This is a genomic window from Bacillota bacterium, from assembly GCA_013178305.1.
Taxonomy (GTDB): domain Bacteria; phylum Bacillota; class Sulfobacillia; order JABLXB01; family JABLXB01; genus JABLXB01.
The window spans coordinates 1-21,984 of the sequence record JABLXB010000010.1 but is presented as its reverse complement, the minus strand read 5'-3'; the positions used below and the strand labels follow the sequence as shown (position 1 = coordinate 21,984).

Annotated in this window: 24 protein-coding genes and 1 pseudogene; all 25 read right to left on the bottom strand. The window is 65.8% G+C overall.

Annotated features, from left to right (window positions below):
* Positions 1 to 103: 103 nt before the first annotated feature.
* The gene (locus HPY55_15910; protein NPV72091.1) at positions 104 to 1,201 is read right to left on the bottom strand and encodes an RNA-dependent DNA polymerase; all 1,098 of its coding nucleotides are present in this window, start codon (positions 1,199 to 1,201) and stop codon (positions 104 to 106) included.
* A 320-nt stretch (positions 1,202 to 1,521) separates the two neighbouring features.
* The gene (gene avd / locus HPY55_15905) at positions 1,522 to 1,872 is read right to left on the bottom strand and encodes a diversity-generating retroelement protein Avd (GenBank protein NPV72090.1); all 351 of its coding nucleotides are present in this window, start codon (positions 1,870 to 1,872) and stop codon (positions 1,522 to 1,524) included.
* A gap of 40 nt (positions 1,873 to 1,912) precedes the next feature.
* Entirely contained in the window at positions 1,913 to 2,923 is a 1,011-nt protein-coding gene (locus HPY55_15900) for an SUMF1/EgtB/PvdO family nonheme iron enzyme (protein NPV72089.1), read from the bottom strand.
* Positions 2,924 to 3,123: 200 nt separating this feature from the next.
* Positions 3,124 to 3,357 (bottom strand): hypothetical protein, encoded by a 234-nt coding sequence (locus HPY55_15895; protein NPV72088.1) that lies wholly within the window; start codon positions 3,355 to 3,357, stop codon positions 3,124 to 3,126.
* Between the two features lie 16 nt (positions 3,358 to 3,373).
* Entirely contained in the window at positions 3,374 to 3,649 is a 276-nt protein-coding gene (locus HPY55_15890; GenBank protein ID NPV72087.1) for a hypothetical protein, read from the bottom strand.
* 194 nt (positions 3,650 to 3,843) lie between these two features.
* Complete coding sequence (locus tag HPY55_15885; GenBank protein ID NPV72086.1) at positions 3,844 to 4,224, bottom strand: hypothetical protein; 381 nt, start codon at positions 4,222 to 4,224, stop codon at positions 3,844 to 3,846.
* Positions 4,202 to 7,510: a tape measure protein gene (locus HPY55_15880; protein ID NPV72085.1), complete on the bottom strand. Its 3,309-nt coding sequence runs from the start codon at positions 7,508 to 7,510 to the stop codon at positions 4,202 to 4,204. The genes HPY55_15885 and HPY55_15880 overlap by 23 nt, the downstream gene beginning before the upstream one ends.
* Positions 7,500 to 7,781, bottom strand: coding sequence for a hypothetical protein (locus HPY55_15875; protein NPV72084.1), 282 nt, complete (start codon positions 7,779 to 7,781; stop codon positions 7,500 to 7,502). Before HPY55_15875 ends, HPY55_15880 begins: the two co-directional genes overlap by 11 nt.
* Positions 7,782 to 7,816: 35 nt before the next feature.
* The gene (locus HPY55_15870; protein NPV72083.1) at positions 7,817 to 8,206 is read right to left on the bottom strand and encodes a hypothetical protein; all 390 of its coding nucleotides are present in this window, start codon (positions 8,204 to 8,206) and stop codon (positions 7,817 to 7,819) included.
* Between the two features lie 10 nt (positions 8,207 to 8,216).
* Complete coding sequence (locus HPY55_15865) at positions 8,217 to 8,780, bottom strand: hypothetical protein (protein NPV72082.1); 564 nt, start codon at positions 8,778 to 8,780, stop codon at positions 8,217 to 8,219.
* Entirely contained in the window at positions 8,746 to 9,924 is a 1,179-nt protein-coding gene (locus HPY55_15860) for a glycosyltransferase family 4 protein (protein NPV72081.1), read from the bottom strand. Before HPY55_15860 ends, HPY55_15865 begins: the two co-directional genes overlap by 35 nt.
* Complete coding sequence (locus HPY55_15855) at positions 9,917 to 10,333, bottom strand: DUF3168 domain-containing protein (GenBank protein ID NPV72080.1); 417 nt, start codon at positions 10,331 to 10,333, stop codon at positions 9,917 to 9,919. The genes HPY55_15860 and HPY55_15855 overlap by 8 nt, the downstream gene beginning before the upstream one ends.
* Complete coding sequence (locus tag HPY55_15850; protein NPV72079.1) at positions 10,330 to 10,749, bottom strand: HK97 gp10 family phage protein; 420 nt, start codon at positions 10,747 to 10,749, stop codon at positions 10,330 to 10,332. Before HPY55_15850 ends, HPY55_15855 begins: the two co-directional genes overlap by 4 nt.
* Positions 10,749 to 11,072, bottom strand: a complete 324-nt coding sequence (locus tag HPY55_15845) for a phage head closure protein (protein ID NPV72078.1) — start codon at positions 11,070 to 11,072, stop codon at positions 10,749 to 10,751. The genes HPY55_15850 and HPY55_15845 overlap by 1 nt, the downstream gene beginning before the upstream one ends.
* 2 nt (positions 11,073 to 11,074) lie before the next feature.
* Positions 11,075 to 11,476, bottom strand: coding sequence for a hypothetical protein (locus HPY55_15840; GenBank protein ID NPV72077.1), 402 nt, complete (start codon positions 11,474 to 11,476; stop codon positions 11,075 to 11,077).
* Between the two features lie 171 nt (positions 11,477 to 11,647).
* The gene (locus tag HPY55_15835) at positions 11,648 to 12,625 is read right to left on the bottom strand and encodes a hypothetical protein (protein NPV72076.1); all 978 of its coding nucleotides are present in this window, start codon (positions 12,623 to 12,625) and stop codon (positions 11,648 to 11,650) included.
* 23 nt (positions 12,626 to 12,648) lie between these two features.
* A complete protein-coding gene (locus HPY55_15830) occupies positions 12,649 to 13,065 on the bottom strand; it encodes a DUF2190 family protein (GenBank protein NPV72075.1) in 417 nt (138 codons plus the stop codon).
* Between the two features lie 6 nt (positions 13,066 to 13,071).
* Positions 13,072 to 13,914: a hypothetical protein gene (locus tag HPY55_15825; protein NPV72074.1), complete on the bottom strand. Its 843-nt coding sequence runs from the start codon at positions 13,912 to 13,914 to the stop codon at positions 13,072 to 13,074.
* Positions 13,911 to 17,273, bottom strand: a complete 3,363-nt coding sequence (locus tag HPY55_15820; GenBank protein NPV72073.1) for a hypothetical protein — start codon at positions 17,271 to 17,273, stop codon at positions 13,911 to 13,913. Before HPY55_15820 ends, HPY55_15825 begins: the two co-directional genes overlap by 4 nt.
* Entirely contained in the window at positions 17,273 to 18,112 is an 840-nt protein-coding gene (locus HPY55_15815) for a hypothetical protein (protein ID NPV72072.1), read from the bottom strand. The genes HPY55_15820 and HPY55_15815 overlap by 1 nt, the downstream gene beginning before the upstream one ends.
* Positions 18,113 to 18,231: 119 nt before the next feature.
* Positions 18,232 to 18,975 (bottom strand): annotated as a pseudogene (locus tag HPY55_15810) (hypothetical protein).
* A 406-nt stretch (positions 18,976 to 19,381) separates the two neighbouring features.
* On the bottom strand, positions 19,382 to 20,815 hold the full coding sequence (gene terL / locus HPY55_15805; protein NPV72071.1) for a phage terminase large subunit: 1,434 nt from the start codon (positions 20,813 to 20,815) through the stop codon (positions 19,382 to 19,384).
* On the bottom strand, positions 20,727 to 21,332 hold the full coding sequence (locus HPY55_15800; protein ID NPV72070.1) for a hypothetical protein: 606 nt from the start codon (positions 21,330 to 21,332) through the stop codon (positions 20,727 to 20,729). Before HPY55_15800 ends, terL begins: the two co-directional genes overlap by 89 nt.
* An 85-nt stretch (positions 21,333 to 21,417) precedes the next feature.
* Positions 21,418 to 21,810 (bottom strand): hypothetical protein, encoded by a 393-nt coding sequence (locus HPY55_15795; protein NPV72069.1) that lies wholly within the window; start codon positions 21,808 to 21,810, stop codon positions 21,418 to 21,420.
* A partial coding sequence (locus HPY55_15790) for a hypothetical protein (protein NPV72068.1) occupies positions 21,807 to 21,984 on the bottom strand: 178 nt, incomplete at its 5' end. The genes HPY55_15790 and HPY55_15795, both read right to left, overlap by 4 nt.

The following is a 21,984-nucleotide window of genomic DNA, read 5'->3' as shown; positions in this document are numbered from 1 at the left end:
TCCGCGTTCACCTCAACCGGCACCCAGAGGACTTGGCGGGTGTCGGCCAAGATGGTGCGGTTCGCGACCATAATACCCGGCATTGTGAGAGAATATACCTTGCTCATTGCGCACCTCGGGCCGCTGACTGAGACAGGCCCTCTTTCGTAAACGTGAGGGTGGCGATAACCTTGCGCCGCAAGTTATAGCTATCGCAGTGGCGCAGGTGGCCGAGGTAGGACATGACGACCGAACGTACCTTTTGCCAGGGCATGAGCCCAGCGGCATATAAGCGCCGGCACTGGGCAAGGCGGCGCCGTATCCGAATCTTCGTGCGGCGGCGGATCAGTGAATGCGTGGGCCATATACGGTAGCCAACCCAATCGATGCCATCGCTGATTGGTCGGATGGAAGTTTTGGGGCTAACCGTTAAGCGCAGGCGCTCCTCGAGGAATGCCTGCAGCTCATCCTTGACCCACCGGAGTTCCCGCTTGTCCGGATGCAGAACGAGAATGTCGTCCATGTATCGCATGTACCAGCGGAGCCGGAGCCGCTGTTTCGCGAACTGGTCTGCTTGGTCAAGGTAGATGTTGGCGAACAGCTGCGAAGTTAGGTTGCCAATTGGAAGACCGACGCCCGGGATCCGCGGGCCGTTGAACCCAGCGGCGTCCGGCGGAAGCCCGAACTCGCCCGAGTCGATGATCACGTCCAGCAGCCAGAGCAGGTCCTTATCCTTGATTCGGTGCCGGAGTATGGTCTTCAGGACCGCATGGTCGATCCGGTAGAAGTACTTCGAGATATCGACGTGCAGCGCGTAAACCCGCGGATGCCGCCGCGTCAGGTACCGCAGCCAATACTGCAGCCGCCTTGCTGCCGCATGGGTGCCCTTGCCGACCCGGCAGGCGTAGGAATCACGGATGAACGTGCGATCGAACAGCGGCTCGATCACTCGGAAGACAGCCCACTGCACAACGCGGTCCCTGAACGGCAGTGCGGCCACAAGCCGTTTCTTCGGGTCGTAAATGTAGAATTCCCGATACGGGCCGACCCGGTACGTCTTCCAGATGAGCTCGTTCTGGAGCGCGATCAAGTTTTCCTCGAGGTTGCGGGTGAATGCGAGCACACCTGGCTCGTACCTGTGCCCTATGCGGGCCCGGCGGTACGCCTCATAGAGGTTCTGGAAGTCATAGACCCGCGGGTAGAGGTTTCCCCAGCGCTTCAAGGCCGACCCCTCCCCTGAAAGGGGGCCAGGCGTGGCGGCGTTCGGCCAGTATGGCCTACTAGCCGCCTTCCCGGCAATTCATGTATTTCGCCTGCCACAGGGCCCGGCGAGGAGGAAGGGCCCCGTTTCCCCCGTAGCGCTGGACGCGTGCCCGTGAGCACGCGCCTTCGGGCCGGCGGGGAGACGCGGGGCGGAAGCCGATGTTCACGTTCACGTTCGACCGCGGATCGTTCAGGTTCAGCGCGAAGACCCCCGCGCTGGAGCCGTTGTTCCAGTCGCCGCCGCGAAGAGCCACGCAGTGCGGCCCTTCCCCCTGAAACCTAATGGCCGCTGGCCACGGCGGCCCTGATCCAGCCGCCCACCATGCGGCCGACTTCGTTGACCTGCTTCGCCCAGTGTTCGTACTGGCGGAACGGGAGGAAACCGAGGTCCTTAGCGAGTCGCATGTAAAGCCGCAGCAGGTCCAGTGCCACGTCGAGCTCGTGAAGCACCGGCAGCTTTTGGCGACGGCGGTTTGCCACGATGATGAGCCGCAAGATCTGAACCATTGTTGACCTCATTTCCGCAGCCAGAACATGCCGCTCGGACTTGGGAAATTGGCGCAGCACAGTGTATCCGTATTGCACCATGTCATATGCCTTCTGGAGAATCTTAAGGTCCTCGCTGCTCACTGGTTTCCTCCCAGATATTCCAGAAAGCCAGATTCCAGATTTACGCAACAAACGCGGGGCGGAAGCCGATGTACACGTTCACGTACGACCGCGGAACGTACAGGCCCAGCGCGAAGACCCCCGCGCTGGAGCCGACGTTCCAGTCGCCGCCGCGAAGAGCCACGCGCTCGCCGTAGTTCCGCGACCAGAACCCGTCGCCGGCCAGGCTGGCTGCATGCGGATAGATCGCGAGCTGCTTCAGGATGTCGGGCACCGCAACGCCAGTCGCCACAAGGGGCGAATCGAATGTGGAGTAGTTGTAGTCCTGGTAGGTCGTATCGCCCCAGGTGGCGGGTGCCGGGTTCGCAAGCGTGGTATTGAGTTGCGGCTTCCCGGCGACATCGACAACGCCATCGTCGTCTTGGGGCAGCGCCGAGTCCCATTTCAAGGTGTCCGCTGTACCAGGCGCAACAAGACTGCCATCCTGCAGGATCGCCTGCCAGGCGGTGCTTGCTGCGGACAGATCCGCCGCTGCCGCATCGTTGTCCTTGATAATCTGAATCTCGCCGGCAACAAGACGATACCCAGCAACCCACTCCCACACATTCCCATTCAGATCCCAAATACCATAGGGGCTGCCGTCGTGCGACCAAGCCATCGGGCCGGATCCCGTAGCAACCCGAGCGGAGAGGTTGCTGTAGATGCAGGCCGGCGCCCCTCGCTCCGCCGGCGCATCGCTGCTCTGGCTGTAATTGGAATTGCCACGCGGCATATAGCCCTTCGCCCAACACCAAAGGGCAACAGCCGCCCACTCGGCGTTTGTCATGAGGTGCCAGCCTGTGCCTTTCTGACGGCAGGCGGCCGAGGCATCGTCGAACGTAATGCTAGTTGTGGGATCCAGCCCGCGCAGGCTCAGGGCCCGAGCGGTTGTCCCGGATCCCACGCGATATGCTTCGTACTTGCCGATGTATACATAGGGCTTAACTGCGCCGCCTAGAACAAAGGCCGGGTGTGGCCGTTTCGGCCAACCGAGCCCGAGCTCATCCAGGCTGTACGCGGGAAACCGAACCATGACGGACGGGTACCCGAGGTCGTCCCACAGGACCGTGTTACGGGCCTGCGATTGCTCCTCAACGCGCCTGGTCCAATCGCGTTGCTGTACGACATCGGTGATTGCTCCCTGCCGCAGGAAGGCGGTAGTTAAGGCATTTTCGACGGCCACGATATCGCGCAGGAGCTCATAGGATCGATACCGGCCCGAAACGTAAACGCTCACAACATCACGCCCCCTTCAGGCATGGGCAATGGCTCGGGCGGAAACCGCTCCGCGAAGTTCCGCCGCAAGTCCTCAGCAAACACGCGCGCGTAGGCCTTGGCAGCAGTCATATCGCCTTTGACGTGCGTCACGCCGGAAACGATTTCCGTGCCGCCGTCGAGCCACTGTAGGCTCAATCGAATGGTTCCGTCGCCCATGTCCTGAACGCTGTATGAATAAGTAACAGCCATGCAGCCCACCCCCCGGTCACCATTCCATAACCGCGACATCCACGGCCGATCCTTCAGAGATAGCATAGACCGGCACGTCGACCGACGGGTCGAACCAGAATACGAACAAGGCTCCTGGTTCAAGAGGGAAGCCGTTCTGCTGCGTAACGGCAGAACCGCCAATACGTATCCGTATCGATGCGCTCTGGTTGCAGACAGCCATAAAGCGCCGGCCAGCGAGGCGTGACGCGCCGGCAAAGATTTCCGCCGCCGTAGCAGTGACCGTCTTGACGCCGGTGATGACGGTCCGCACCGTATTAGCCGGCTGCGTAGGCAGCGGTTTGGATGCCGAAACGGGCACCCACAGCCCGGAGGCTTCATCCTTGAACCATACGCTGCCTGGGATAGTATGCTTGCCAGAAGTATCTGGACTTGTGATATATGGAACGCCGTTTGCATCGACGGGCCAAGGCGGGGCTGGAAGCTCCCATGCCATTGCCACTCACCTCACACCACAAGCTCGATTCCGGTAACTCGGTGCTTGATATTCACCCGGTTTTGCGCTACCTGGCCAGGCGCGACCGTGACTTTCCGCCAGATCTTGACGACACCGCCTGCAGACACTGCGCCCACGCTGAGAACGTCAGCATACGTTCCCGGCGCCCCGGCGTTGTCTGGTGCGTACTTAATGTCCACGTTGGCATCGTCATTCACTGCCGTGATCTGCACGTTCTCGTACCGCTTCGTGGTAGACGGGTTGCCCAAGTACAGCGCGAGCTCGTGGGTGAACCCGGCCTGCCCGTCGCCGGTGACCTGGTCCGGGTTAGCCATAGTGCCCTCGGAGATCTGGTTGGTCATCGCTTTGTCAAAATACAGGTGCAGCGGCATATCGCACCCTCCTCAGGGTCAGCTGCAGGGCCCGGGCCATCTCGCCGCCCAGCACTTCGGCATCCAGCCCGTCAGCCAGATCCATCTGGTGGACCTCAAGGACGCGGTCTATCCGGACCTCCACCGAGGGGCGCAATCCTGCAGGCCTCGCCAGCATTGTCTCGACTAGCCCGCCCACGCGCTGTATCGACGCTGCGGCAAGACTGAACTCGGCCACCGTTCTGGGCGGCAGCACAAGTTCCCCGGCGCGGAGGTACGCCAGGCCCGTTTCCGGCACGTAACCTCCCTCGTGGTAGATCCGGATGCTCTTCGTTTCCTCGTCCCACACCACCTGGCGGCCCAGGGCCTCGGCCACCTCGCGCACGTAGACGTAGGACTTGCCCTCCTCGATGCGCGCCGGCTTGAACCACTTCCCGCCGATTCGCACCATCCTGCGGGCCTCGTCCCACTCGATGTCCACGCCCAGCATCTGGGCCAGCTCGCGGGACCACATGATGGCCCGCTCGCCGGCCAGTTCGTATTTGCCGCTGGGCACCACCGCAGTGGGCGCCCGCCCGGGCGGCGGCAGGTTCGCCTCGACCGCGGCCCGGGTGATTTGATCCACGAGTTCGGTCACAGCAGCCCAGTCGCCGCTTACCATGCCAGAGACCAGCGCATTCGCGAGCCGCAGGCCCACTTGATAGAACTCTGGCTCCTTGGCGGCGAGCATGCCCAGGGTATCCGCGATCCCGCTCTCGGCGATCTTTCGGGCCTTTGCGTAGTGATCTGCCAGAATCCTGCGTTGCTGCTCCGCGTTCTTCTGGATGTCCTCAATCTGCCTCTGGAGCTCCTCGCGCCGGTCCTGCCGCTGCCACTCGGCCTGTTGTTCTTCCCAGCGGCGCTGTTCCTCCGCAATCTGCTTGTCGATCTCCGCGATCGCCTTCTGATGCTCCTTGCCGGTCCGGATCTCGTGGTAGCGCCTCTGCTCACGCAGCTCCTGCAGCCTGCGCTCGTGCTCCTCGGCCGCCCGCAGCCGCTGTTCGGCTTCCGCCTCGGCCTCAAGGGCCTCTATCTGCTGCCGGAGCGGGGCGATGGCGGCCTCGGTGGCGTCCTCGATTTGCCGGAGGCGGGACTCGTACTCGTCGGACAAGGCGTCCAGGGCCCGGCGGATCCAGCCGGAATAGTCCTCCGCCATTGCCTGCAGGACGCGCTTCTGCTCCTCGGCCAGCTTCTTCGCTTTCTCGGCAGCGTCTTCAGTGGCCGAACTGAAACCCTTTAGCTTGGGGACATACCGATCGATGGATGGTTTTTCGAGTTCGGCGTTGAGCCGCGAGAGTTCACTGCCGAGTTGATCCAGGCGGTCCTGGAGCTGGTCCAAGCCCCGCTGCCGGCCGATTTCCTGCAGCTCCGCAAGGGCGCGCCTCGCCCGCTGGATAGCACCCTCAGGCAGACCCGCAAGCTGTTCGGCGAGGGCCTCCCTTCCCGGTGGTACCTGCGCCAGAGTGCCGTACCACCACGCCTTGATCTTCTCCCACCAGGTGAGGTACTGCCGCCATGCCTCGGTGCTTGTCTTGAGCGTTTCGATTTCCTTCTGCGTCGCCCGGATCTCCTCCAACACCTGTTGCCGCTTGGCTTCTTTGGCCGCGTTCACCGCCTTCAAGGCAGCTTCCATTGCCGCTTTGCGGGCGTCGATCTCGGCTTGCGCCACCTTCTCGATGGCGCCGCCGGCCTCAATCTCGGCCCTGCGGCGGTCGCCGAGCGACGCGATCAACTGTTGTTCCGCTTCGGCGAGCTTGAGTTTGATCTCCGTCGCTTTGGCTTCCGTCAGTGACTTGCTCTCAAGCTGCTGCTTGAGCTCCACGTAAACCCGCGCTTGCTCCTCGAGGGTGTTCACGCTCGCGCGGATCGCCTCGTACGCCGCCTGCTGTTGGGCGATCTCACGGTCGTGCTGGCGGAGCCGGGCCTCGACGCTGTCTCGCACCTCATCCTGGGCAGATCGCAGGGACAGCCAGGCCGTTACCAGGGTCGCTACGGCCGAGACCGCCAAGAAAGCGGCCCCCGGCAGGCCCGCGAGGGCACCGCCAACGGCAACCGTGCCCAGCTGAACGCCAGCCAGCGTGGTCTGCAGGGTGCGCATGGCTGCGGCCAACCCCTGGATCGCAGCCCAGGCTGCAGTGGCGATCCTCAGCCCCGCGAGGGCCGCTCCCAGGCCGACCAGGGCCGGAACCAGCGGCCGCACAGCGTCGTGGACGAATGCCAGGCTCCTCGCGAGCAGGCCCACGACACTCGCCAGTGGGGCTGCAAGCTCCAGCAGGCCGCGAAAGGCCTCGCCAAGAGTAGGCCCTACCGCCTGGGCCAGGCGCGAGAAGGACTCGGCAAGCCGGCGGGCCGCATCTACGGCTCTCTCGAGCGCCTGCTGCAGGTTGGGCGGGACCAGCTCTTCCAGCACACCTCGGAAGCCCGCACGCTGATAGGCCTCCAGGAGCCTGTCGGTGAGGTCCTTGACCCACTGGATGACAGCCTTGCCGCGCTCGAACATGCCCTCGGTTATCCGCTGTATCAGGAGCCGGACATTGTCGCGGATGGTCGACAGCAGGCCCGTCCAGGAGCGCGACTGCTCTTCCATCATGCCGCCAAACCTGCGCCGCATGCCTTCCACGAGGACCGCTATAGCCCGGTCGGCCGGGATCGCGCCCTTCTCCGCGAGTTCCATGACCTTCTGAGTTGTCGTGCCGATGGCCTGGGCAAGGATCTCCCATGCAGGAATCCCGGCTTCGGTGAGCTGGCGCATCTCCTCGCCTGTCACCTTGGCCTTGGCCTGCATCTGGCCCAGGGCCAGGATAATGCGGTCGACCCCCTGTGCGCCGAGCCCGAGGCCTGCCGCTGCATCGCCCACGGCCTGAAGGACGGGCAGGATCTCCTCGGCCGAAAATCCCAGGGCGAGCATGCGCCTGGCCGCGTCCTGGAGTTCCGGGAACTCGAACGGGGTCTTGGCGGCGAACTCCTGCAAACCGCGGAGCATCTTCTCTGCCGCCTCGGCGCTCCCGAGCATATTGGCGAACGCGATGCGGCTCTGCTCCAGCCTTGCGTTCATGCCTATCGCGGTGTCGGCAATGGCCAGCAGCGCCCGGCGGAAGCCCTCATAGCCGGCGAGGCCCGCGAAGACGCCTGCGGCTGTTTGGGCAACAGGAGCAAGCACGCCGGCAAGGCGGCGACCGGCCTGCTCCACCTGCCCAAGCTGCTGCACGACGGCCTGGGCGTTGGAATCGATTATGACGCTTAGCCTCATCAATTCGTCATGCGGCATCCTCTTCGAGGACCTCCACGCGCCATCCGCTGCTCGTCAAGCGCTCCAGCGCCGACTTTGCCCGGTCAAGCGCCTCCTCTTTGCCCACGTGCTCGGCCTGCGTCTCGTCGTCGTCAAGCCCCAGGGCGTGCTGATACTCCTGCCAGGTCAAGGTGCCACCCATGGCGGCGTGTACCTGCCAGCCCACGAAGGCCAGGCGGCGCAGTTCCTCCCGCCTGGCCTTCGCGCACACCTCCACGAGTTCGACGAACCGGGCGAACGGCAGGTTCAAGACCTGCTCGTCCGTCCATCCGTACCGCTGCTGGATCAGGTCAAAGGCCTCACTAAGACGGAGCCGAGGAGCTCCAGGTGCCTGTAGACGTTGGCTAAAAAAGCGCGGTAGTCCGGATGCCGCTCGAGCGCCTCCAGCACCGTGGGCGCGGCCTCGGGCGGCATCTCCCGGAACTCCGACGGCTTGACCCCGAGCAGGGAGGCGTACCAGTCGGCCAAGTCGTCGGTCAGCAACCCGGCTATAACCCGAAAGCCTCCCACTAAGTCACCGAGGGCCATCAGATTCAGCCCGGCATTGGAGAGAGCCCGGGTCATCATTCGGGACACCGCGAAGACATCTTCGGTCCGCAGGCGCCGCAGCTTGTACTTCCGTCCGCCGATTTCTACTTCAGGCGTATCCTGCAGCAAGGCACTCTCTTCAGCCATTCAGCTCACCTCAGACGATCTTGGGCCGGTAGATCTCGTACGGCGGCAGGTTCGGATTCGCCGGATCATAGTGGCCGCGGAAGGTGACCCGCAGGCCAGTGGTCCGGCGGTCGCCAAAGGTGAACTCGGCATTGTCGACGATCAGCGCGTTCTTCACCACAAACACGAACGGCTGGTTAGAACCCGCCAGATCGCCGACGAGCGCAATCGTCTGGTAATTGCCGTCCGATACCAGCCCGGCGCTCGTGATCAGGTCATGCGTCGGGGTATTGGCCGGATACGGCGTTGCCTGCGCACCGGACAACGCCATCAGCAGGTTTTCCAGGGTCATCTCGACCAGGTTGGCCTGGATCTCGGGGATCTCGCGGACCAAGCGCCTGGCGCCTTTGAGCTCGCCGAGCGCACCGTCAAGTTCGGGGACAAACCACTCGCGGATCACGCGGGCCACATTGCCCTCCGTGGTAGCCCCGATGAGCGTACCCGGCGAGGCGGGGTTCTGGAAGCCGCGGTATAGGGCTCCCGGGCCCACCGCCATGTTTTTAACCGTCGTGCTGGTTATGCCGTGCCTGGGCACCTCTGTTTCCCTCCTTCAGCACCTCGCGGAGAGCCCGCCTCCAGGCGGCGCGCCACCGCCGGATGTCAAAGGCAGCCACCGCGATCTCACGGTTCCGTTTGCCGAACAGCGCCCGCAGCTTGGGGTCCTTGGCCAGATACGCCAGCGCGGGTACCAGCGATCCGTGGTTCAGGTCCACAAGCCAGCCGTTGTAGCCGTGCACGATGAGCTGCGGGAGGCCGCCCGCCGGCGTAGCCACGACAGGTAAACCAGATGCCATGGCTTCCAGGCAGGCCAGGCTAGTACCCTCGGCCGCCCGGGTCGGGATAACCGCAATGTCGGCCTGGCGGTACACTTCCGGCATCTCGTCGGGCGTGTGCCACTCAAAACGCACGTTGGGCGCCTGGCTAGTGCCCGCCAGATGCCTGGCGAACTCTTCCGCTTCAGGGTCATGGGCCTGGCCGCACAGAATAAAATCACAGTCAGGCATCCGGCCAGCCGCGGCAAGGACGTCGTTCAGTCCTCGCATGGCGGCGAGCCTCCGTGGGAACAGGATCCGGACGCGCTCCCAGGTCGCCTCTTCCTGGCGCGGGTAAAACACGCGCGTGTCCACGAAGTTCGGTACGACCCGGATCCTCACTTCCGACCCGGGGCTGTAGGCCGCTACAAAGTTCCGCGTGTTGGCGTCGACCGCCACGCAGAGATCCGGTGCCGTCACACCGTAAAGGTGGCGCCGCAGGAATTCCAACCTCGCCTCCGCTGACGCCCGCCCGTAAACGCTGTGCGGGTAGTCCCACCAGATGCCGTGGCATATGGATATCGCCGGCCGGCGCACCTCCGGCCAGCACAGGAAGGTGGCGAAGTAGATTCGCAGGTCTGCGCCCAATGCGAGGTCGTTGAAGATGAGGTTCAGGCTCGGAGCGGTGTGCAGCTGCCAGTTATCGGCGGCCGGCAGCAGATAGATAGGCACGCCCGCATACTCCTTGCGGACGACCTGTTGCCCCGACCAAGCCTGGTACACGCGCACCGCGTGGCCATCTTCTTTCAGCAGCCGGCACAGCTCGAGCAGGTAACGTTCCGCCCCGCCCCATATAACCCGGTCCTCGCCGTCCAGCTCCGCCGTGCGCTGGTAGAACACGCTGGTCAGAATTGCAATATCAGCCATAGATGTCCTCCCTGCCAAACAGGACCGTGAACTCAAGGTGGCCATGCTGGATCTCCCGGTCGTCTTCCGGCACCAGCTCGCCAAAATCCCTGAGCACGGAAGCGATGGTCAGCCCCTGCGCGGCCGGCTTGGCGTAATCGAGCAGCTTCTCGATCCGCGCCATGACCTGCAGGGCTTTCACTGCACTGTTGCTCCTGTCGAACACATCCGCAGCCAGGATCATCCTTGACAGCGCGGGCGGATCCTCGGGCACGCAGGAGACGACGTGCAGGACCACATAGGGCGGCTGGGCCTTCTCCGGAGCAACGCCCAGGAACACTGCCGGGCTGCCCCCGTAACTTGAGAGTAGCCCGGCCAGTTCAAGGTCCTGGGTCAGCACGTTGTAGATAGCCTGCAGTACGGGCTTCATGCTCTACCCCTCAGGATCTCGCGGATGGCAGCCCGGCTCCGCTCGTACGCCGGCCTGAGGAACGGCCTGGGTTCCATCCGGCTGGTGCCAAATTCCAGGTGCGACGCGTATTCGACGTCTGTGCCGACTTCGCCGATGTACCACAGGAACCGCCGGGCGAGCAGGCGGCTCCTGATGGAGCTGCGCAGCCTGCCCGTCCTTTGCGCAGGCGGTTCGCCGGGTGCGGAGGCGGTATACCAGGCCCGGATGGTGCCCGGCTTGCGGTAGCGGCGGCCGTGCCGCGGCCCCGAAAGAACCCGCTTCACTTCGTGCTCCAGGTACCGGCAGGCGTCCAAGGTCCGCCGGGCCAGCGTTCGGTCGATCTCCCGCAACACCTGGTCGGTCTGGACCTCAAGCCGGACCGATGCGCCGGCCATTACTGGATCGCCTCCCAGCACAGGATCTCTAGGTGATGCCCCATCTCCGATGGGTTCAGTACGGATTCCACATGGAATAGCCGCGATCCCAGCTGGAGCCGGTCGCCCGGGCGTATATCGGCGTCGCCCGGCGCGTAGGCCGTGTGAGTGACCCGGAAGCCGGCCTGCTGGTACAGGATGAGCTTCTGGCCCCGGACCGGCGATAGCCTTACCCTGGCCTGGCCGACCTGGAGCCAGGTGTCCTGGAAACCGCCGATGCCGTCTGGCACCTCGGCTTTCCGCAATATGGTAGCCGTCTGGTTCAGCAGGCGCTCCAGCCCCACAGCTATGCCTCCATGCTGTGCATGCCGACTCGGAACGCCGGCTGCACGGCGCCAGGATCAGTCGCGAGGGCTTGTTTGTCGGCCACCGTCAGAGCACCGGCGTAGGGCGCGACGGCTCTCAGCGCGCGGATCCTGAGATCCTCGGCCTTCCGGCGGTAGGCCTCGGCTTTCTGGTTGGCGGCCTCCCGGTAGTCGCCGATGGACACGTCGGCCTGACGGGCAAACTTGGCCGCTATGGCCTCGCAGCAGAAGGCCGCGGCCAGGTAGGTGTTAACCTCGCTTGCCAGGGCGAACTCGATTTCCTCGTCGCTGAGCAGCGGGTCGTCCGCCAGCGTGTCCCCGACCAAGAAGCGCACCTGATCCTTCGGGCTCGACGCCGGGTTGCCGCTGTAGCTCCACACCATCGGCAGTCACTCCCTGGCCCTGGCCGGCGGGCGGGTCGGGCACTTCCTCGAGCCAGCCGCATGATAGCAGGGCCCGCAGGGTCTTCCACGAAGAGGCTTCGGGGACCGGCTCCCCGGGTTCGATGAAGCCGGTCCCCACCTTCAGCCTGCGCCTTGCGACGTACATGGTCGTTACGCCACCGCGTTGGCGAAGTAAGCGCCGAGGTCAGGCGCTACCTGGCGGGCATCAAAAGCCATCTCACCCTCAATGCGGTCCGACGCCAGGTGCTCCATGCGGAACCGCTTGATGCGGTTGCCGTACGCGCCCGCACCGAACAGCCCGGTCCAGGCGAAGATGTAGCCCGCCGAGGGCTTGAGGATGCCCGGGTTGGGCTCGGCGTAGCACAGTAGCGCCGCCTTGGGGAAGATGAACTGCATGTTGCTAGGAGCGCCTTCCGCCGCGGTCTCTATCACGGCCATGGGCACGAGCACCTTGTCGACCTCGAACAGGCCGGCCAGGATGTCCGTGGTGATCACGGCGCGCTGCGTGTACTTCACGCGGTCGAGGATCGACGGGTGGTTCTTCAGGGCGGAGAACACGTGCGGGCCCAGGACCAGCACGTTGGGCACGTACCCGGTCTGCTGCGCGATGGCCATGCGGGCATTCTCGACGTCCTCGATAGGCGTGGAGTTCGCCTGGTCCCACTGCAGGAACTGGCCCGCGCCCGGGGTGGCCGCCACGCCGGTCAGCTCGGTGCCCCAGATGCCGCTCTTCATGTAGTTCTCGGCCCAGATCTTCTCGCGAAGGAGCATGAGCTGCTGCGTGGTCCACTCGGTGGCGTCGCGGTCCATGTCGATCGGCTTTTGGGCGTTCTGGCGGGTCTGGTCGTCGATGTCCTTGTGCACCGCGTACACGTCACAGAAGTACGTCGGCGTGTTGTCGATCCGCCAACCGCCGCCAGCCGACTCGGTACCGGGGGCACGCTTGGCCGCCTGGATGCGGTGCCAGTCGGACTTGTCGTACCGGAAGTACCGGTCGGACTGCTTTTCCACGGGCACGATCGGGAACACCTTGTCCGCGATGAACCGCTCGGCCCGCTGGATATACGCCACCGAGATGTTGGTCAGCGGGGTGTTGACATGGACGTCAGAAGCGGTCGGGTTGGGCACTTCAGATCACTCTCCCCTCAGCGTCAGGCCGCCGTGCCAGGCACTGCGCCCATGGGCAGAAGCAGCACGGAAATCACCCCTCCGGCTGCCGCTGCAGCCTCGAGGGCGATGCCGGCAACGTGGCTGCCCGTAAGGGCCCCAGTAGTGGTGTTGGCGGTCGTTACGGTGGCCGCGACAGCCTGGCCGCTGGCGTCCGACGCGACCAGAGCTCCCTTGGCGATTGCGGCCCCGGCCACGACCTTGGTGATCCCGAGCGCGCGGACCTGCGCGGCCTGGCCGGCAGCGCTGGGCTTGTTCTGCAACACGCCGACGGCCGGCTGCCCGGCGCCGCACAGGGCCGCCCGGCCATTCGCGTCGACCCGCACGAACCGGTACTGGCTCGCGCTCAGGTCGGCCGCGGCCTCAAGCGTGAAGTCGAATACAGGGATCTCGTAAGCCACGCCAGATCACCTCTTCTCCCGCTCGCGCAGGTACTCGTCATAGAGCTCGGGGTGCTCCTCGAGCACCTTGGCGATGGCCTGCTCGCGGGTCATCTTGCCGTCCTTCTGGACGATCTCGGAGGCCATCTTCTCGATCTTGGCCCAGGTCGAACCGGCGCCCTCGCCGCCGCGCCCGGCCTCGGCAAACAGCTTGCCCTGCCCGATGGCTTCATCGGCAGCTTTGAGCACGGCCTCGATCTTGGCCAGTTCCTCAGGCGCCTTCTCGGCCAGGGCCTTCAGCACGAGGCCGAACTCCTCAGGCTGCACCGCCAGGTGCTTGTAGCCCGCAGCCTTGGCGATGAACTCCTTGCGCAGCCGCTCGTCACGCTCGGCCTTGAGGAGCTTTTCGGTGTCCTCGGCTTTCTTGCGGATCTCCTCGTTTTCCTTCCACAGCGCCTCCACCATCGGCCTGACTCCCTCGGGGATGCCCGAGAAGTCCCAGCTACCATCGGCCTTCTTCGTTGGCGCTGGGTAGGCGTACTTGTCCTTGCCTTCCTTGGGAGCGGGATATTCGTACCCGGCCAGGTCGGCAAGGGTCTTGAGCACATCCTTGGGCAGCTCCTCGCGGTACGCGTTGAGCAGCCGCAGGGCGCCCTTGACCGCGTTCTGGGCCTTCTCCGACAGTTTGGCCGCCTTGAGGACCTCGTCGACCTTCTGCTCGTCCTCCAGCGGCGTCTCGAGTACGGCCTTCAGGATTTCTGTGTTCACGGCCTCTCCCTCCTCAGACTTGAAGAGCGCGAACTTCTTGCGGTTCGCGCCCCTGGTAACAAGGCTGACTTCGACCACATCTAGGCCCGTGAGCTTGTTCATGCCGCATCAACTCCGATGTCAATCACCTGCACCTCCGGCATGGCCGACCTGCCCACCGCCACCCGGGTGCCAAAGCCGCCGATGCTGTAGGACTGCAGCCGACCCTCCTCGATGTCTCTCCAGAGCCCGTCATCCAGGATTTTTGTGCCCAGGATCCAGGCCCCGGAGTGCACCCGGTCGGATCCCAGCTTCATGCGGTAGATCCGGTGCGGCTTGCCCTCCATCGCCTTCCGGTAGTCCTCCTCCGTCGGGTAAGGCACCAGCCAGCTCTCTACCGGCACCGCGTTGGCCTTCTTGCCGTGCTGCAGCCCGATGACCCGCGACCGGGCCATCCAGCCGTGCGCCGTCTCCTCGACGTCCGCCGGCGGCACCCAGTCGCCCTGGCTGTCGACGGAGTAAGGGTCCAGGACCACGCCGTACACGACCCGTTTGACCCGATCGACCTTGAGGATCGGAACGTCAGCGTATTTTTCGACCCGGCCGGTCCGCACGTCGATGAGCTTCGGCTTCTCACCGGGCTTCGCCCAAACCAGCCACCTTTGGTCTTTCTGCCGCAGCTCCTCGAGCACGTCTTCCAGCTTCCTGCTTTCGGCATACGGCGTCTGGTCCTTGGGCCGGTCGACGATCCACACGCGGCGGCCGCCGGCCACGGGTGCGTACTGGATCAAGAAGCGGCCCTTGAGCTTTTGCCCGTGCAGGAAGATCTCGATCATGTGCTCGCGCCAGACGCCAACTTCGTAAGTGCCGCGGTCCACCTCGAAGAACTTGGCGTACTTCTCCGAGGTGGAGCCCACACCACCCGGCTCGGAGACGTAGGGCTTCTCCCGGGCCACGTCCAGCCATGCCTTCGGCTGCGCGAGTTTGAACGCGCCCTGCAGGTTGTCTCCTTCGGGCAAGTTGATCAACCGGTCGCCGCCGGCCTTCCGGTTATCCTCAGCGGTACCCAAGAAGACCGTGAAGCCCCAGAGCTCCTCGGGGGCCTCCAGGCGCAGGTCGCCGTGCAGGCTGTGGTCCGTGCGGAGCAGCTCGTCCTCGCCGAGCTTGACCTCATCCTCGGACAACCCGCGCCAGTGGTGGTGGTACACGAACCGCCCCTTGCCATCGGGCGGGAACATCCGATGCCAGTTTTCCGCCCACCACTTCGCGGAGACCTCCGCGCGGGTGTCACCCTCCTCGAGGCCGCCCTTGCTGACCCGCTCGAGAGCCTGCTTGATCTGCCGGATCTTGCGCGCCACCTCGCCCGAGTCGCCGAAGCGCCTGACCGCCATCGGGTGGGGCAGCACGAAATCGGCCCGGTCGCCCAGGGCCTGTTTGGCCTTTTGGCCCAGCGCCACCACCAGTGCCGGCTGCACGCGGTCGAGTTCCTCCATGAGGCGGGGGCGCCACCGGGCGATCTCCTCATCGGTGGGCTCTCTGACCCTGCCCTGGTCGTCAGTGAGGTACAGCGGCACCGCATTGGTCAGGTACACCTGGTCGCGGCGCAAGCCCAGCGGCTCAAGGTACAGGGCGCGCAGCGTCTCGCCGGACGGCCCTACGAAGGGCTCGCGCCGCGCCGCCTCCACCGGCCCGGGCGACGCGCCCACGAACGCGATCGGAGCGCCCTTCGGGCCGCGCCCGGGCACGTCCGCCTTGGCCACCTCCTCCTTGAGGGCGTGGCCGCGCCTGGCCACGTCCACGGCCTGCGCGGCGGTGTACGCCGGCCGGGACCGGTCGGGCCCGACCACCGTGGGCTTGCCCCAGGCGAGCTTCAGGCCGCCGTCCTCGCGCTGGATGATCAGCTCTTCCACCCGCACGTTGAGGGTATCGCCCTCGGAGGCGACCTTCTCAGGCGTCACGAACGTCTTGCCAAGGTCCACGTAGCGCTGGCCGCGGAACTCGGTGACGTTCTCGAAGTCCCCGGGCTCGCGCAGGCCGCACCGGTAGGTCCAGCCGTTTTCGGTGCGTTCGACCCCGAGCACGGTCACCTTGAGCTCCACGACGGTCTTCCACTTGGCCCAGTCGTCCGATCCCCCGAAGCGGTAGGGCTTCGTCACGTCCTTGACTACCAGCCCCTCGGAGCCGGGCTGGCTGGCGGCCCACTTGCCAACCAGCTCCAGGTCCTTGCGGTCCTCGATCGGCACCGCCCGGGACATCCTGACCAGATCCGTCTTGAGGCTTTCAACGACCTTCTCGGCCGCCTTCCTGCGCTCGAACAGGGGCCGCTCGCTGAGGTCCTCGCCGTCCAAGTACAGGCAGTCGAACACGCAGTACAGGGGCTCGAAATCGATTTCCCCCGACAGCAGCCCCATCAGCTGCGTGCGGGGAACGATCCTGCCGCGGTGTGTACCCAGCATCTCGCCGTCCAGCACGAACGAACTGTGCGGTGAGCGCTTGGCCGCCTCCACCAGGGCCGGCAGCGCTCCGGCACGGTCCTCCCGCGCGTCCTCGAACCAGACCGAAACCTTGTCGCCGTTGCGGCTGAGGATCGCCCGGAAGCCGTCGAACTTGACCTCGCCGACCAGCTTCGCTCCGGCGTCCAGCTTCTTCTTGACCCACGGCCAGAGTTCGTCGGTGGAGAAGTATTCGGTAACACCGGCCATCTCGGGCTTTTCAGGAGCGAAGCGTTGCCCGGGCCGGATGGCTTTCTGGGCCGCGTCCTTGACAACCTTGCGCTCCATGCGCTGCTTGCGCCGGAGCACGAGGTCGTAGAGCGGGATGTAGTCGTCGTGCGGCCCCTGCCAGCTTTCGTCCCAGCTAATCCGTCCCTGCTTCTGCGGATCCAGCGCGTTGCGGATCGGCAGCCACACATGCTTGGTCTCCACCAGCCAGTACTCACCATCGTCCCGCTCGAGCCGCTTGGCCCGCACCGTGATGTCCAGGTCCTCGGCCTCCTTGCGGCGAGTGACGGCCGAACCCACAGCGCACACGAATTCGGGCAGGACCACGATCTCCTCGGGTAGCTTTTCAAGCTGCGCCTCCAGGGACTTTTCCTTGAGCACGCCCTGGAGCTTTTTGGCCTCCTTGACCAGCTCGCTGTCGGGGTCGTACTCGAATCCGCGCCGTTCGAACTCCTCCATGACCCACACAGCGGCGTTCACGATCGGCTCCACGGCCTCGCCGCGCTTTTTGGCCGCCCCGTACCACTGGTGCAACCGGAGCCAGGCCAGGCGGAGCTCGTCGTCGCCCACCTTCCGCAGCTTCTCGGGCCGCATTTCGGCCAGGGCCAACTTTTCCAGGGGGCCGGGCTCCTCCGGCTCGCGCCAGCGGGCCTTGCCGCCGGCGGACGGCACGGCGGCTTGGTGGATCTGCTGCCACAGCCATGCCGGCAGGTACTGCTTCGCCTTGTCGAGGATGCTTGCCAGGTACTCTCGCGTGGCCATCAGCGTACCACCACCGCGTGGGTGCACCGGCATTGCGGGTGCGCGGGAGGTGCCATCAGCGGCCCGACGGCCGTTTGATACGGCTGGTTCAGCGGCACCCTGACGCCGTCCATCGGGGCGCAGATCGGGCACACCAGCTCGTCCGCCGCGGTCAGCCACTCCTTCTGTGCATCAGGGGCGACCAATCCCTCGGCCTGCATGTACTCCCACGCCCGCTGCGCGCCCATGTTCGCCGCGTACTGCATCTCGGTCCGGGCGATGTTGTAGGCCCTGTACCGCAGCAGCTTGTTGGCGTACTTACCGGCCATGTCGGCAGCCCGTCCAGGCGGCACGCCGTCCTCGATGAGCCTGGCCCGGTAGTTGTCCACCGCCAGGGCCATGCGCCGGGTAAGCCCTATCAGCGGCCTGACCTCGCGCGCCAGCTGGTCCACGCCCAGGCCGCGGTTCCAGGCCCGGGCAACGGCATCGCGTATCGCCTGCCTGGTCTCATCGGCGATTTCCCTGACCATTTGCGCACCGCGCTCGGCGATCCACTCGGCAGCCCGGATCGTGGCCGGGTCGAACGCCAGCGGCCTGCCGGCCTGCCTGGAGGCCTGTTCCGCGGCCTGCGCGGCCGTGGCGGCCAGCTCGCGCTCCATCTCGCGCAACCGCCTCGCAAACTCTTCCCAGTCAGCCACGGCCTCTACGTCCTGCAGGCGGCCGCCGACCTCCTCGCGGAGCCAGTCGATGGCCGACAAGACCACGGTGGTCACCCGGCGCGCGCGCCTCTCAATCAGCTCGTCGATCACCCGGGCGAATTCGTCCCGCGGGAGGGGCAGGGCCTTCAGGACGGCACTCACAGCTTCGGCCCCTCCCCGGGCAGCCCGGCCAACCTGCGCAGGTGCTGCTCGAGCTCCTCGTCGGGCCACAGCGGCATGCCCGCGCCGGCCAGGTTCCGGATGAACTCGGACAGCTCCTTGAGGTCGGGCGGCTCGACGGGATCGTGGACAAGCGTCGGCGTGCCCTTGAGTCCGTCGAACGCGTTGAGCCTGAGCAGACGCGGGATGGCGTGCTGGTTGATGACTGCGGCGATGGAGTCCAGCACGGCCTCCACCGCCAGGGCGAACAGGTGCGACTTGTCCGCATGCAGCGCGTACGAGCCCACCTTGTCGTGGCCGAGCAGCAGGAAGTCGGCCATGACGGTCATGGCGATCCGCTGCTCATACCGGGTGATGATGGCCGAGGTGTCAAACTGCCTGCGGGATCCGGTCGACAGGAGGGTCAGGTCGTATACCTTGTTGCCGTGCGCGTCGTACGCGAGAGGCATGATCACGCCTTCCTGCTCGTCCCGCCGGATCTGCGTGACGAGCCTGCGGAACTGCTCGTACGCCATCCTATCCGCATCCGTCTCCCGCAGGAGCACCTGCGGCGGCACCCACACGACCGGCAGCCCGGCCAGGTCGCGCTCCACGCCGATGCCCTCGATCTCCTCGATGCGGCGCTTGAAGTACCAGCTGCGCCAGCAGTTGCGCAGGATCGAGCGCCCTTCCGGATTGCCGCGCCGCGTCCAGGTGCGGAAAAGCAGGGCCTTCTCGATGGGGATGAACACCAGGCGATAATCGGGCGGTGCCAGCTGCCACATGCCCTGGATGCCGCCCTGCTCGTCGAACTCCCACCGGAAGAGCGTGTCCTGGGCCCGGATGGCCCACTTGCGCCACCCTATGCGGCCGTCATCGTACCGGCTCGGCGGGTCCTTGTCGGGTCCCAGGCGGCGCTTGTACACGATCTCCAGCAAGCTCCAGCCGTACGTGAGCATGGTGAGGATGTCCGAGAGCGTGTCCTCCCACGAGTACGACATGTCGTGCAGGCACTGCTCCACGAACTCGGCCGCCTCGCGGTCCCGCCGGTCATTGGAGGCGGGCTCGACGCGCCAGGAAACGGACCGCATGAGCATCTCGAGCGCGAACAGGATCGCGCCGATAACCGCATCGTTGTCCGACATCTCGCGGTAGACCCGGGCGGCCCTGGCGCCGCTGAGGTCCGGCAGCCACTCCTCGGCCACCGTGCCTCCCCAGCGCTTGAGCCCCGTGACGCCCAGTTCCGCGAACATCTCCTTGCGGTCCGCCACCTTACCGCCTCCAGACGCTTGTCCGAGTTACCCCACCCGGCGCGACGACGGGCACCGCCGCGTCCACCAGGCACAGGGCTGCGTAGCCGGCCACGTCCACCTGGTCGTCGTGCTCGCCGGTCGGGAACGCGCAGAGCTCGTCCTCGTACTCGCCGAGCCAGTCCGCCCCCGCCCGGTGGTAAACCACGCCGGCCTCGTACCTGGCCGCCGCGACCAGGGCCCGGGCAACCTTGTCCCGGTCCGCATGCAGCGCCCTAGCCGGAAGCCCGTCCCGCACCGCGCTCTGCACCAGCGCGAGCTGGTACTGCTGGCTCTCTATGCCGATGAACGCCGGCCGCCACTTCGTGGCGACCTGGCGGAGAAGCGGGAGTTGATCCGGCCCCTCCAGCCGGGTCCGCACGATCTCCTGCAGCAGGAGATCCCGGGCCGGAGTGACCGTCCAGACGCCGACTGCGAAGTAGTCTGCCGTCTGCTTCGTGCTCACCGCGAGATCCACGGTCGCGAAGGACCAGCACTCGGCCTTCGGCACCCGGTGCTCGCCATCGGGCCTGAGCAGGACGTACATGTCGCCGCTCTCGCGGAAGTACCGGAAGTGCTCCCGCTTGAAGATCCTGCCGCCCGGGGGCTGCGGCCTTTGCTGGTACAGCGCCGACCACCAGTAACTCCCCGAGCGCCTCCGGATGCCTTCCAGCGTCTCCTTGCTGAAGAGCTGCGGGCACAGCGGCTCGCCAGGAGCCCTGCCGAGAGGGTCATCCTCCTCGGCCAGCGCCGGCAGCCTGAGGACCTCCCACCGGTCGCTGCCCTCTTCCTGCGCCTTCAGCAGCCGGCCGGCCAGGTCGTCCTCGTGCCAGCGGGTCATCACCAGCACGATGCTGCCGTTCTCTTGGATCCGGGTCGAGGCCGTGGCCAGGTACCAGTCCCAGTTAGCGTCGCGGTAGGCCTTGCTCATCGCCTCCTGCTCGTTCTTGACCGGGTCGTCTATGATCAGCACCCTGGCGCCCTTGCCCGTGATGGGCCCGCGGACGCCGGCGGTGTACATGCCGCCCTCGTGCTCGGCGATGTTCCACCGCGAGGCTGCTGCGGATTCGTCCGAGACCCGAACGCCAAACAGAACTGGCCCCCACTCCTCGAGCAGGTTCCGCGCCTTCCGGCCCCAGCTCGCGGCGAAATCCGCCTCGTAACTCGTCAGGATCACCGATTCGTCCGGCCACCATCCGAGAAACCACGCTGGGAAGTAGCGGCTCACCAGTTCCGACTTGCCGTGCCGGGGCGGCAGGAAAATCATGAGCCGCCGGATCCTGCCGGCGGCCACGTCCACGAGCTTGCGGTTGAGAAGGAGCAGGTGCTTATACGGGATCCACCGGCCCCCGCTCGCCGTCCAGGCGAAGTGGGCCGGGGTCAAGGCCCGCAGCGCGCTGCAGAAGCTGCTCGGCAAGCGCAACCGCGTCCGGGTCGGCAATGATGCGCTGGGTGATGTCATACTCATGCCTCTGCATCACCTCCGGCCGCGCCGTGGGCTTGCCGCTCAGCAGTTGCGCCTTGTCCAGCGCCTGGGCCATCACCCCCACCAGTGCCCGGACCCACGCCGCGCCGTCGCGGTCGTGTGGCTCACCGCGGTCCGAGATCGCAACCTCGACCTTGGCCACTGCCTCCTCGGCCAGCCTGTAGAGCCGGTCCGCCAGCTTCTCCAGGCGCTCGGCCAGCCTTTCAGCGACCCGCCGGGCCACCTGTTCCGCCACCCGCGCCTGGATAACCTCGGCCATGACCTGCACGGGCGGTCGCCGCGGGGCGCTCTTGCCGTTTCCGTTGCCGCTCGCAATGCCGGCCCTCTGCATGTGCCGGTGTAGGGTTGCAAGCGGCACCCCCGTACGCCGGGACGCCTCGCGGATCCCGACGGCGGCCGCGATCGCCAGGGCCTCGGTTATCTGGTCCTCGGACCACTTGCTGGGCATGCCAGACCCTCACCAAAACAGAAACCGCGCCCTTCGGGGCGCAGTTCGCCATCGTATCACAACATAGCGGATTCTGATCGATCAGTCAAGCACCCACCTCGATGTCCTCGTCGATCCGCTCGCCGAGGGATGTGATGAACGCAGCCAGAGCCCGATCCTTGAGGCCCACTGCCCGGTTGTACTTGATGCGCAGGCGATATGCCACATCCCGGAGCCCGACGCCGAGGCCGTAGAGCAGCCAGAGCACCTCCTGGTGCACCGGTGACAGGCGAGCGTACGCCTGCGCCACTTGCTGCCACGGCTCAAGGGCCGCCACCCGGGCTATGGCCAGCAGCTCGGTGGGCGACCCGGGCCGGTGCGACTCCCTGCCCGGGCCGGGCAGGATGACATCGGCCGACCGCTGGGGCAACCCTGCAGCCGCGGCCTCCAGCGCGCGGAACCACCTGCGCAGCAGCCCCTTGGCCTCGGCCAGGGTCACCGGTGCCTCACCTGCCTGACCCGCCCGCGGACCCTATTCCACGCGGAATGATCCATGAGCCGGGCCGTACCCGCCGGCAGGTGGTCCTCGATCACGAGCAGGCCCTGCTCCTGGAGCTGCAGCAGCACCCACGGCGCCGTCTCGGCCAGGTACTCGATCACGGTGATCACGTCT